This window comes from bacterium, from assembly GCA_030019025.1.
GTDB lineage: Bacteria > Hydrothermota > Hydrothermia > UBA1063 > UBA1063 > UBA1063.
The window spans coordinates 51,261-62,308 of record JASEFR010000008.1; the positions used below are offsets into that span (position 1 = coordinate 51,261).

At 41.0% G+C, this 11,048-nt stretch carries 14 protein-coding genes; 9 read left to right on the forward strand and 5 right to left on the reverse strand.

What is annotated here, in order from left to right; all coding sequences use genetic code 11:
- From QMD82_03350 to QMD82_03390, 9 genes are all read left to right on the forward strand, one after another.
- The coding region (locus QMD82_03350) for a hypothetical protein (protein ID MDI6850957.1) at positions 1-289 on the forward strand (289 nt) is incomplete at its 5' end.
- 29 nt (positions 290-318) lie between these two features.
- Positions 319-2,475 carry a sodium-translocating pyrophosphatase gene (locus QMD82_03355; protein ID MDI6850958.1) on the forward strand — a complete coding sequence of 719 codons (2,157 nt, stop codon included), beginning with the start codon at positions 319-321 and terminating at the stop codon, positions 2,473-2,475.
- Positions 2,472-3,416 carry a ribose-phosphate pyrophosphokinase gene (locus QMD82_03360; protein ID MDI6850959.1) on the forward strand — a complete coding sequence of 315 codons (945 nt, stop codon included), beginning with the start codon at positions 2,472-2,474 and terminating at the stop codon, positions 3,414-3,416. Before QMD82_03355 ends, QMD82_03360 begins: the two co-directional genes overlap by 4 nt.
- Positions 3,417-3,434: 18 nt before the next feature.
- A complete protein-coding gene (locus QMD82_03365) occupies positions 3,435-4,055 on the forward strand; it encodes a 50S ribosomal protein L25 (protein ID MDI6850960.1) in 621 nt (206 codons plus the stop codon).
- A gap of 14 nt (positions 4,056-4,069) precedes the next feature.
- Positions 4,070-4,645, forward strand: coding sequence for an aminoacyl-tRNA hydrolase (gene pth / locus QMD82_03370; protein ID MDI6850961.1), 576 nt, complete (start codon positions 4,070-4,072; stop codon positions 4,643-4,645).
- Complete coding sequence (locus QMD82_03375; GenBank protein MDI6850962.1) at positions 4,638-4,838, forward strand: hypothetical protein; 201 nt, start codon at positions 4,638-4,640, stop codon at positions 4,836-4,838. The genes pth and QMD82_03375 overlap by 8 nt, the downstream gene beginning before the upstream one ends.
- A gap of 2 nt (positions 4,839-4,840) precedes the next feature.
- Positions 4,841-5,389 (forward strand): elongation factor P, encoded by a 549-nt coding sequence (efp, locus tag QMD82_03380; GenBank protein ID MDI6850963.1) that lies wholly within the window; start codon positions 4,841-4,843, stop codon positions 5,387-5,389.
- A 2-nt stretch (positions 5,390-5,391) separates the two neighbouring features.
- Positions 5,392-5,856, forward strand: a complete 465-nt coding sequence (accB, locus tag QMD82_03385) for an acetyl-CoA carboxylase biotin carboxyl carrier protein (protein ID MDI6850964.1) — start codon at positions 5,392-5,394, stop codon at positions 5,854-5,856.
- Complete coding sequence (locus tag QMD82_03390; GenBank protein ID MDI6850965.1) at positions 5,853-7,025, forward strand: hypothetical protein; 1,173 nt, start codon at positions 5,853-5,855, stop codon at positions 7,023-7,025. Before accB ends, QMD82_03390 begins: the two co-directional genes overlap by 4 nt.
- Here the strand turns inward: QMD82_03390 and kdsB are convergent.
- The 5 genes from kdsB to QMD82_03415 all read right to left on the reverse strand — a co-directional run.
- Positions 7,011-7,742 (reverse strand): 3-deoxy-manno-octulosonate cytidylyltransferase, encoded by a 732-nt coding sequence (kdsB, locus tag QMD82_03395; protein ID MDI6850966.1) that lies wholly within the window; start codon positions 7,740-7,742, stop codon positions 7,011-7,013. The genes QMD82_03390 and kdsB overlap by 15 nt on opposite strands.
- Before the next feature lie 45 nt (positions 7,743-7,787).
- Positions 7,788-8,963 (reverse strand): alpha/beta hydrolase-fold protein, encoded by a 1,176-nt coding sequence (locus tag QMD82_03400; GenBank protein MDI6850967.1) that lies wholly within the window; start codon positions 8,961-8,963, stop codon positions 7,788-7,790.
- Positions 8,964-8,975: 12 nt separating this feature from the next.
- Complete coding sequence (locus QMD82_03405) at positions 8,976-9,863, reverse strand: outer membrane protein transport protein (protein MDI6850968.1); 888 nt, start codon at positions 9,861-9,863, stop codon at positions 8,976-8,978.
- Entirely contained in the window at positions 9,860-10,411 is a 552-nt protein-coding gene (locus QMD82_03410) for a hypothetical protein (protein ID MDI6850969.1), read from the reverse strand. Before QMD82_03410 ends, QMD82_03405 begins: the two co-directional genes overlap by 4 nt.
- A 137-nt stretch (positions 10,412-10,548) precedes the next feature.
- Positions 10,549-11,048 (reverse strand): HD-GYP domain-containing protein (locus QMD82_03415; GenBank protein ID MDI6850970.1); only part of this gene is annotated, 500 nt, incomplete at its 5' end.

Consider the following 11,048-nt stretch of genomic DNA (forward strand, 5'->3'; position numbering starts at 1 on the left):
TTTGAAGTCAACCTTAAGGGAACAAATTCCTTTAGAGGGGGGAACCGCCGCCCTTATTACAGGCCTTCCCTATCTAAAGACTTATTTTAAGTTTAAAAATTTAATCTTTTATAGGACCTTTTTTGCCGTTAATTATTACGGTATGCATTTCAGATTACCTACTAAGAGTGGAATTCTCCAACTTGGACTTTCATTTCCTTCCCACGGGAACTCTTTTAGGGATTTGGAAGTTAATTTTGGACTCTCAAAAAAGTCTATTTTGTTTGACTATTTGTCAACATTTAATTAAAATTATCAAACTTTACAAAAGGAGGTGGTATGAATTATTTCTATTTATACTGGTTTGCTCCTATAGGTTCTATCTTCGCTCTTTTATTTGCTCTATACCTTGCAAAATCTGTTCTTAAAGAAGAAGAAGGGACTGATAAAATGAAAGAGATAGCAAGGGCGGTAAGAGAAGGTGCTACCGCCTACCTTAAAAGGCAATACTCCGTGGTTGCGATTTTCTTTGCAATTACCTTCCTAATACTCCTAATTTTAGCTTTGAAGGGATTACAGCCTGTTTTTGTTCCTTTTGCATTTATAACGGGTGGGTTCTTTTCCGGTCTGTCAGGGTTTATTGGCATGAGCATTGCTACCCGAGCCAGTTCTAGAACTGCCAATGCAGCAAGAAGAAGTTTAAATGACGCTTTGAGAGTTGCTTTTAAAGCAGGTGCTGTTATGGGAATGGTTGTTGTGGGCCTTGCCCTTTTGGATATTAGTATATGGTTTGCCTTTTTAAAATGGTTTTATGGAAGTGTTAAGGGCCTTGCTGGTAATGAAAACGAGCTTATTGATGCAATTACTTTTACGATGCTAAGTTTCGGTATGGGGGCATCCTCTCAAGCCCTTTTTGCCCGTGTTGGTGGTGGAATCTTCACAAAAGCTGCAGATGTTGGGGCAGACCTTGTGGGTAAGGTGGAAGTGGGTATACCCGAAGACGATCCGAGAAACCCGGCGGTGATCGCAGATAATGTTGGGGATAATGTAGGTGATGTTGCAGGGATGGGTGCAGACCTTTATGAGTCTTATGCAGGATCTATAATTGCTACGATGTCCCTTGCGGCTTCGGCACGGCTCGGTATGCGTGGTGTAGCACTACCGATGGTGATCGCTGGTGTTGGTGTAATTGCATCTATTATTGGAACTTTCTTGGTTAGAACAAGAGAAGATTCTTCCCAAAAGGCACTTCTTACTGCTCTAAGAAGAGGTGTATGGAGTGCTGCAATCCTCGTAATAATAATAAGTTTCATAGCCTGCAAGGTTGTTCTTCCTCGAGAAGATTTTGGCGTTTTCTGGGCTATAATTGCCGGACTTTCTGCTGGTGTAATTATAGGATATTTTACAGAGTACTTCACTTCTGATAATTACAGCCCCACCGTTAACGTTGCTAAATCAACCCTGACAGGCCATGCAACAGTCATTATAGAAGGAATTGCAAATGGAATGTATTCAACCTTTATTCCTGTTATAACTGTAGTGGTGGCAATTCTTTTGAGTTTCTTTGTGTCTGGAGGATTCCATGACCCTGCCCTTGGCCTTTACGGTATAGGTCTTTCTGCAGTGGGGATGCTTTCAACCCTTGGAATTACCCTGGCCACTGATGCTTATGGTCCTGTGGCAGACAATGCAGGTGGCAATGCAGAAATGTCACATTTACCCGAGGAAGTTAGAAAAAGAACGGATGCCCTTGACGCTCTTGGAAATACAACGGCTGCAACGGGTAAAGGTTTTGCAATAGGCTCTGCTGCTCTAACTGCTCTGGCACTCATAGCTGCTTATAGGAATGATGTATTAACTTGGGTTGGAAAGTTAAATATTTCAAATAAACCGGGTTATCTTAAGTTAATAGAGCCGGTTTTGACAGAGCCGGTAGTTATAGGTGGGCTTTTCATAGGGGCGCTTATGCCTTTCCTCTTTTCTTCATTAACTTTGAAGGCTGTTGGTAGAGCTGCACAGAGCATCGTTGCGGAAGTGAGAAGACAATTTAAGGAAATTCCTGGACTTCTTGAAGGTAAAGCACGGCCTGACTATGCTAAGGCTGTTTATTTAGTGACGAAGGCTGCCCAAAAGGAAATGATTGCACCGGCTTTACTTGCTATAACCGTTCCCATAATTGTAGGCCTTTTGATGGGGCCAGGAGGGGTAGTTGGGTTGCTCTCTGGTGCCCTCGCGTCGGGATTTGTACTTGCCCTTTTTATGGCAAACTCAGGAGCCTCATGGGATAACGCTAAAAAATACATAGAGAAAGGGAATTTCGGAGGTAAAGGAAGCGATGCCCACAAAGCAGGGGTCACTGGAGATACTGTGGGAGACCCATTTAAGGATACTGCTGGTCCTTCTTTAAACATTTTAATCAAGCTTATGTCAATGGTATCAATTGTTTTTGCAGGATTTGTTGTTAAGTATTCTTTAATAAGGTTTTTGATAAAATGACAAATCCAGGCGAAATAAAGTTAATTAGTGGTTCAAATTCGAGAAAGTTGATGGAGGCAATAGCTGGTTACTTAAAGATAGAGCCCTGTGCTCACGAAGTAACCAGATTTAAGGATGGGGAAATTCGGGTACAGATAAAGGAAAGCGTAAGAGGACACGACGTTTTTATAATTCAATCGACGGAGCCACCTGGAGATAATTTGTTAGAACTTTTGCTTCTGGTAGATGCTGCGAAAAGGGCTTCTGCAAAGCGAATAACCGCAGTTATGCCATACTTTGGCTACGCAAGACAGGATAGGAAAGACCAGCCGAGAGTTCCGATATCTGCTAAGCTTGTTGCTAATCTTATTCAGGTTGCCGGAACCTCAAGGGTTTTAACCCTTGATCTCCATGCCGACCAGATACAAGGTTTTTTTGACATCCCGGTGGATAATCTTTATGCAACGCCGGTCTTTAAAGAGTATTTTAATAATCTTGATCCTACTAAGGATGTGGTTGTCGCTCCGGATGTGGGGGCAACCAAGCGGGCGAGAGCCTTTGCACGGAGACTGGGCGATGTTCCCATCGCTCTTATAGATAAAAGAAGGCCTGAGCCGAATAAAGCAGAGGTTATGAATATCGTGGGTGACGTGAAGGGAAAAAGATGTCTAATAGTGGATGACATTATTGATACAGGAAATACCCTTGTTGAGGCCGTCAAGGCTCTATTAAATAAGGGGGCTGAAGAGGTTAAAGCGGTTGCCACTCATGCCCTCTTTTCTGATAATTGTGTAGAAAAGTTAGAAAAATCTGAACTTTCTGAAGTGGTTGTAACGGATTCTATTCCCAAGGTTTATCAGGTTAAAAGCAACAAAATAAAAGTACTTTCTGTTGCTCCTTTAATTGGGGAAGCAATCAGAAGAATACACGATGAGCTGTCTGTTAGCTCTTTGTTTATATAAATTTTAAAGGAGGATTTTATGGAACTTGAGGTGAGAATTAGGGAAAAAACAGGTAAAGAGACTTCTAAGAAACTTAGGAAAGGTGGTTGGATTCCTGCTGTTGTATATGGGGCCCATGAGGAAAATTTACACATTAGTGTGCCGTTGAAAGAGGTTCATGAGCTGATTAAAGAAACTCATGGTGAGGCGAAGGTAATTAAGCTGAAAGGTGAAAATTTGGAAAAAGAGGTTTTGTTGAAACATGTGGATAGAGATCCTGTAACTGGCGAGGTAATTCATGTTGATTTTCAAATAATTCATAAGGGCGAAGAAATTCAGATTGATATACCCGTTGAAATCCAGGGTAGCGCTAAGGGTACAAAGGTAGGGGGTATTTTAGAAGTGTTACATTGGCACATTCCCGTTCGGGGCGAGATAACCAAGATTCCACCTCATATAACCATAGATGTTACGAACCTGGACATACACGATTCAATACATGTAAAGGATTTAAAGATTGAAGGTGTTAAGATATTATTAAATCCCGAAGAGACCATAGTAACGGTCATACCTCCGAAGAGAATGGAGGAGGTTAAGGCAGAAGCGGCAGCTGAAGAGGCCCAACCTGTTGAGGGTGGAGAAGAGGAAAAAGAAGAATAGTTTGCTGGCGGATTGTGAAAATATTTCTGGTTGGAATTGGAAATCCAGGGCGGATTTATACGTTTACGAGGCATAATATAGGTCAACTCTTTGTTGATTTTGTTGCAGGGACCTTTGGAGTAAATTTCCAGCCTGGTAAAGGGGAATATTTGTTTGCCAAAAGAGGCGAACTTTTCCTTTTCAAGAGCCTGACTTACATGAACCTTTCAGGTACTGCCGTTAAAGACATTGTGGATGATTTTGGTGTTGATGTGAGTCAGGAGCTTTTTGTGTGCCATGACGACCTTGACATGGAACCATTCAGCGTTAAGGTAAAGTATGATGGCGGTTCAGGAGGACACCGGGGCATCGAATCTTGCATATTCCATTTAGAGACTGTTGACTTTTACAGAATCAAGTTTGGAATTGGTAAGCCACAAACCTTGGATCCAAAGGATTACGTTCTTTCTCAGTTATCGGAAGACGAATTGAATAAATTTAAAGATTCCTTTAAGATTGCTTTAGATGGCATCCTGAAGATGTTAAATGAGGGTAGGGATAAGGGTATAACATTCATTAACACCTACGGGAGAAGAATTAATAATGGATGACTTAAATTTCAGAGCATTTTATGATAAAGGTATAAAGCTTTACAGGGAAGGTAAGCTGTTTGAGGCCCGTTCCTATTTAAGGAGGGCGTATCTTATTTGGCCGTGGAATCAAAGGCTTGCAAAATTAATAAGTGAAATCGAAGAGAAATTATTGAACGAGAGCAAAAGTTTTACCAACCTAAAGGAGGAATAAGTATGCCTGATCTAAGACCAGGAATGGCAATCAAATACGAAGGAGAAATTTATCTCGTTGTGTCTTATCAGCACATTCATATGGGGAGGGGAGGCGCGACCATTAGGACGCGCCTAAAAAACTTAAAGACTGGTCAGGTGAAGGAGGTTAGTCTCAGAGAATCAGATTATTACGAAGAAGTTACCCTTGAAAGGAAACCTGCGCATCTCTCATATGTGGAAGGAGAAAATTATCATTTCCTTGAATCGGAAACCTTTGAAGATGTGACTTTTACTGCGGATCATTTAGGAGATGCAGTTTACTATTTAAGAGAAGGTGAAGAAGTGACCATTTTATACGTTGATGGAGTGCCTGTAAACATCGAACTTCCTACTTTTGTGGTTCTTGAAGTTGTAGAGACTGACCCTGGGCTTAGGGGCGATACCGCATCGGGTGGTTCAAAGCCTGCTAAATTGGAAACTGGCCTTGTGGTTCAAGTTCCGCTCTTTATTAAAATTGGAGATAAAATTAAAGTTGATACGAGAACTGGTGAATATTTAGAGAGGGCTTAGAGATGAATCTTGAAAAATTAAAGAGACTTCTGGAGTTTATGGAAGAGCATGACCTCCAGGAAATGGAGCTTAAAGGTTTATTTTATCATATAAAGCTCAGAAAAGCAGGGGAAACAAATTATATCCCTTTAGAACAGACAAATAAATCTGAAAAACAGACTATTGTTTCTTCAGGATCTGCTTCAGTTCAGCCTGCTGAGGCTAAAAAGGAGAGCGAAAACAACTATTATCAAATTCGTTCCCCGATGGTTGGGACCTTTTATCGTAGCCCGTCTCCTGGTGCAGAGCCCTATGTCAAAGAAGGCGATATCGTGAAAAAAGGGCAAGTCTTGTGTATAATAGAGGCGATGAAGGTGATGAATGAAATAGAGTCGGATGTAAATGGACGAATCGTTAAAGTACTAGTGGAAAACGGCAAGCCTGTTGAGTATAATCAACCCCTCTTTCTTGTGGATACCAACGTTTGAAAGTAGATCTTGACCTAATTAAAGGCGAAAGACTACTTAAACTTATTCTTTTATTAGATGGTGAAAAGTTTTATATAGTCGGAGGGTGCGTTAGAGACTTACTTCTCCATAAGTCTCTCAAAGATGTTGATATTGTTGTGGAGAGGCTTAACCGTTCTTTTATTAAAAATTTTTTATTGATTTTTGGCGCTGAAAGTTATTATAAAAGTCAATTTCTCACTTTTAAAATTGAAACGAGCAAAGGTATTTTTGATATTGCCAGAGCAAGGGGCGAGTATTACGAGGCGGCGGGTAAGTTGCCCCGAGTATATCCGGTATATGACATTGTGAAAGACTTGAAGAGAAGAGATTTTACAATAAATTCAATGGCTATAGAGCTTTGGCCGAGAACCTTTAAACTTATTGATCCCTTGGGCGGTTTAGAGGATCTTAAAGGCAGAATTTTACGTGTCAATAAAAGAGGAAGCTTTATAGATGACCCTACCAGGGCCTTTAGAGCGATTCGTTATAGATATAGATTTGGCCTCAGCTATGATAAATCTACGGAGATTGAATTTGAAAACTTAAATAGAAGCCTTCCTAACATATCCTTTGCCAGGGTCAGAAATGAGATTGCAAGGGTGGTTTGCGAAGAGAAGAGGTTTTTAATGCTTAAAGAAATCGGTGAAAGAGGTATTTTAAAGATCTGGGATGAAAGCTTTAATTGCTTTGATGTTAAACTGCTCGAAGAGCTGGACAGAATATTACCGAGAACAGAAAATAAGTGGTTTTATTTTCTAATACCTTTTGGACTTGAAAATTACTTTAAGAAAAATCCTCTCAATTTTAAGGTTTCCGAAAGGAAAATTTTAGAGCTTCTATTTAAGTCTTTAGATCTCTCTTTATTGTCCCACCCCAGTGGAATTCATTCTGTTTTAAAAGATGCGGAAGCTGATACGGTGAGAGTGTGGGGTTCTTTAAAAGGTGTAAAACAAGACCTTTTAATGGATTATCTTTCGAGGAGAGATTTGCTAAAAAATTCTATTAGATTAAATGTTCTTATAAAGAGATTGGGCAATTTTGAAAGAGCAAAGAAAGCTTACAATTTGTTGGTTCATGCTTTACTCGACGGAGAAATAGAGCCGGGTGAAGAAGAAGAATTTTTAAGGAAGATTTTACCCAATTTGTGATTTAAGCCTTTTTTTAACTTCTTCTACGTCATCGGGAGTATCTACAGGGCAGGGTCTATAGTCAACTTCTACCAGTTTAATCTTTAGCCCATTCTCAAGGGCACGGAGTTGCTCAAGTTTTTCTGCCCTTTCAAGAAAAGACTGGGGCAAAAGAACGAATTTTTTGAGACTTTCTTTGGTAAAACCATAAACACCTATGTGTATTTTAAAAATTTGGTTAACCGTGGCTTCCCGATAGTGGGGTATAAGGCTTCTTGAAAAATATAGGGCATAATCGCTGATATCTGAAACTATTTTTACCCGGTTTACATTTTCTGCTTCTTCTACACTATCTGTTGTGTAGTATGGGGTTGCGATGTCGCAGTTTCCTTCAAAGAGGGCATGGAAAATTTTGTCAAGGACCTCTCCCGTTATTAATGGCTCATCTCCCTGCAGATTTATTACATATTTAACATCCAATTCTCTTATTGCATGGTATACACGGTCGGTTCCCGAGGGTAACTCTGAAGGAGTTAAAATAGCTTCAGCACCAAAAAGCTCCGCCTGCCTTTTAACTTCTTCAGAATCGGTGGCTATTAAAATTTTTTCTGCGATCTTTGATTTTTTCGCACCTTCATAGACCCACTGAATTAATGGTTTCCCATAGATTGGGTATAAAACTTTTCTTGGAAATCTTGTAGATCCAATTCGAGCTGGGATAACTATGATGGAGTTCATATAGAAAATTGGCGGGCGTCCCCGAAGGGGACGCCCGCCAGGAGCTTAATATCCTAAGAAGTATTTGAGGGAGTGGTAAACCCTTATTTGCAGATGGGTTCCATGTCTTGGGGGAAAATCATCTGCAGGGTACCCAGGTGTTTCGGTAAAAAGTTCAAAGTAGTGCTCGTAGCTCAAATTCTCTAATAATGTGTGGCAAGCTAAGGCATGAGGGGCGAGAAACAACTCGTCTTGATAACCACAATCTATGTAAATTTTAAGGTTATGCTGTCTTATATTATCAAAGTTACTCTCTATGAGATTGAATACATCGTGGTTTGTTAGCCATTCGTTGAACACGCTGTTTGTATCCCCCTCTCGAGTCAATGGTAACCTTACACCGGCCCAGACTGTGCCAAAGGTCTCCGGGACTGTGTCAAGGGGGAGCTCGTAGTTTAATGTGTCAAAAGCAAAAAGCGGGCCAACTTTTGGACTGAAAGCTCCAGCCATCGCAATTAGCATGGTTGTTAAAGGTCTTGATGGCCCAAGATATTTTTTAATGGTATCGGGATTGCAGGGTATTCTAAAGCCGAAATCAGCCCATTCGCTTAGCACAGCCTGAATCATATTTACATTGGCGCCTGGAATGGTTTCAAGAAATTGAGCGAAGGCAATAGGCCCCGAGTGGGAAGCGCAGCCTTTAAATGTATCGGGATGCTTTACACCCAGCTTCAATGCACCATAACCACCCATTGATATTCCAATCAGATAAATCTCTGAAGTATCTACTGGATAATTGGTCTTGATAAAGCCCACCACATCGTTTATTATGTAGTCTTCATATCTTCCAAAAACTGAGTTCGCAAGTGGCTGATATTCACTATTAGTATAGAAGCTGCCGCCAAGTACATTGTAGGCATCCGGCATAACTGCAATACAGGGCTTTATTTTCCCTGAAGATATCATGTAATCAAGAATTCCTTTTATATCTTCAACACTTTGCCAGAAGAGGTAATTTCCTCCGTATCCATGGAGGAAAAGCACAACAGGATAGTTTTTAGTTGTGTCAAATCCAGGGGGTAGGTAAACCATTGCCTGTTTTGTTCCTATATTAGCGTCTGAAGCGGGTATACTTACGATTGTAGTGGCCCCTTCGTTTATTTCAGGACCAACAATTTCATCCACTTTTTGGCAGGATGTAGCAAGAATAAATATAGAGAGCAAAATTAAAAGCTTCTTCATAGTATGCCTCCTTTAAAACTTATAGACTATGCTTAAACCTATTGCATTCAAATTCATTTCGTAGGTGCCTGGAAGGTATTGCGATTCGTAACTATACAGTGAATCCCTGGCCACTGTTCTTTGGCAACGGGTTATGTATTCATAGTTTACATTGAGTTCAACGTTATTCCAGTTATATCCAAAGCCGAGGTTTAGGCTGTATTTGTCTCCGGGGTCGGGTATCAAAACCGTAATGGTATTATCCGGAACGGGTGATTGATCCCAGAACAAACCATATCTTATTGAGAGTGGAGGAGTTACTTTGTATTCTCCACCTAAACTCACCCTGTAAGTGTTTTTCCATAAGAGTACGAGGGTATCAGTTTTTACAGTATCAAGGGGTATTGTATTACTGACACTAAGGACAAGTCCCTCAAAATCTACTCCAAGCCGATCAAGGGTAAACCACCTGGTCCAGTCCACGTCTAGTGCCAGGGTAAGTCTTTCGTTGGGCTTGTAGGATATTCCTGCTCCGAGATTGGCGGGTAAATTGAGACTCGTTGTGAAGTTACCGGAACCTGTGGCGATGGAACCGTCAAACATAAATTTCTTTTCTGGTGGCATCTGGGACAGTAAGTAGTCGTTGTAAGGGAAATAGAGTGTTAAATCTGCTGTTCCTTCCAGTTTCACTTTTGAATATATTCTTGCGGAAGCTCCAACCGTTAACTTTTCATTTATTCTCCACAAAATACCGAGAATTCCACCAATGCCCCATCCAATGCCCTCTATTTTTGTATCTATGGGAAAGAGTCTATACTGGATTGGGAGAGAGTTTGCAGATGTATCAATGGTTGCAGGGTCAAAGAAATTAACCTTTCTAAGCATAATGGAAGTTCTGGTAGCACCCGCCGATAACCCTATGCTGAAGTTACCAAAGGATTTTGCATAGGAGAGGAATACATTGTATACAGATAGGTCGCTTTGCCAGTCGTATTTTTCATATTCTGGGGTTTTAAACGTAGTATCAGCGGTATTGTAGTAGCCAATCGGAAAGTCGTAAAGGTCCCATTTTGAGCCAAGGCCAAAAGGCACAGAGAAAGATACGCCAACTCTGCTTCAGCTATTTCAAAGGGGGTAATATATGCGAAGGCAGGTATATAAAAGTTTTGAGGGTGAGCATTAACTTTTTCCCTTAGTGTATAAGGGCCATCGTAACCAAGTATACCAGTATTTGGTTCATAGGAATTGAAGGGTCTGACCCCAAGGCCGTTTATTGCGAGCTGGCTTTCTGTAATGTATGCAAGGCCGGCGGGGTTCCAGAATAGTGTTGACCAGTCGTCGGCAACAGCCCTGAAGGCTCCACCCATGGATTGGGCTCTAACACCTACCCCTGAGAGAGCGAACCCTCCTGCATGAAGAATGGTTGCAAGTAGTGCAGTTAAGGATAGGTATTTTAAAAACCTGTGCATCAAAATTACCTCCTTTTAAGCAGTGATATTATCAACTATGACTTCTGGTTTTGCAAAAGTTGGCATATTTTATGCAGAACTGAAAACATACCGATCATTAATTTATGGAAAGATATGCGGTGTACACGAGGGTTATTTTAAGGCTGATCCTGAGGGAGCATCCCCAAGGAAAATACTTTCTTGCAGGCCTCCACAACTTCCGGATCAAAGAGCTTTCCCTTGTTTTCGTCAAGGTATTTTAATACTTCTTTAACAGGAATGGGCGGACGGTAGGGCCTTCGTGCCAGCATTGCTTCCGTTACATCCGCAACTGCAATTATTCTTGCTTCTTTTATTATCTGCTTGTTCTTCAGCCCTCGGGTATATCCGGAGCCATCAAGTCTTTCGTGATGCTGCCTTACGATTTCGGCAATTTCTTTAAGAGATTCTAAGGTGATAAGAGTTTCGTAACCTTTTTCAGGATGGATTTTAACGAGTTCGAATTCGACTGGGGTTAACTTTGCAGGTTTCGTTAGAATCTCTGGAGGAACGTAAAGTTTTCCGATATCGTGTAACATCCCAGCTACGTAAAGTTTCCGTTGTTCTTCCTCGCTCAATCCCATTTGTTTTGCGATGGCAGCAGCTATCAATGCTACCT

Excerpts from the sequence above, each read along its gene's own strand:
- QMD82_03400 (MDI6850967.1), bottom strand. The coding sequence starts at position 8,963 with ATGAAGAAGCTTTTAATTTTGCTCTCTATATTTATTCTTGCTACATCC.
- QMD82_03360 (MDI6850959.1), top strand. The coding sequence starts at position 2,472 with ATGACAAATCCAGGCGAAATAAAGTTAATTAGTGGTTCAAATTCGAGA.
- QMD82_03365 (MDI6850960.1), top strand. The coding sequence starts at position 3,435 with ATGGAACTTGAGGTGAGAATTAGGGAAAAAACAGGTAAAGAGACTTCT.
- QMD82_03355 (MDI6850958.1), top strand. The coding sequence starts at position 319 with ATGAATTATTTCTATTTATACTGGTTTGCTCCTATAGGTTCTATCTTC.
- QMD82_03410 (MDI6850969.1), bottom strand. The coding sequence starts at position 10,411 with ATGCACAGGTTTTTAAAATACCTATCCTTAACTGCACTACTTGCAACC.
- accB (MDI6850964.1), top strand. The coding sequence starts at position 5,392 with ATGAATCTTGAAAAATTAAAGAGACTTCTGGAGTTTATGGAAGAGCAT.
- efp (MDI6850963.1), top strand. The coding sequence starts at position 4,841 with ATGCCTGATCTAAGACCAGGAATGGCAATCAAATACGAAGGAGAAATT.
- QMD82_03375 (MDI6850962.1), top strand. The coding sequence starts at position 4,638 with ATGGATGACTTAAATTTCAGAGCATTTTATGATAAAGGTATAAAGCTT.
- kdsB (MDI6850966.1), bottom strand. The coding sequence starts at position 7,742 with ATGAACTCCATCATAGTTATCCCAGCTCGAATTGGATCTACAAGATTT.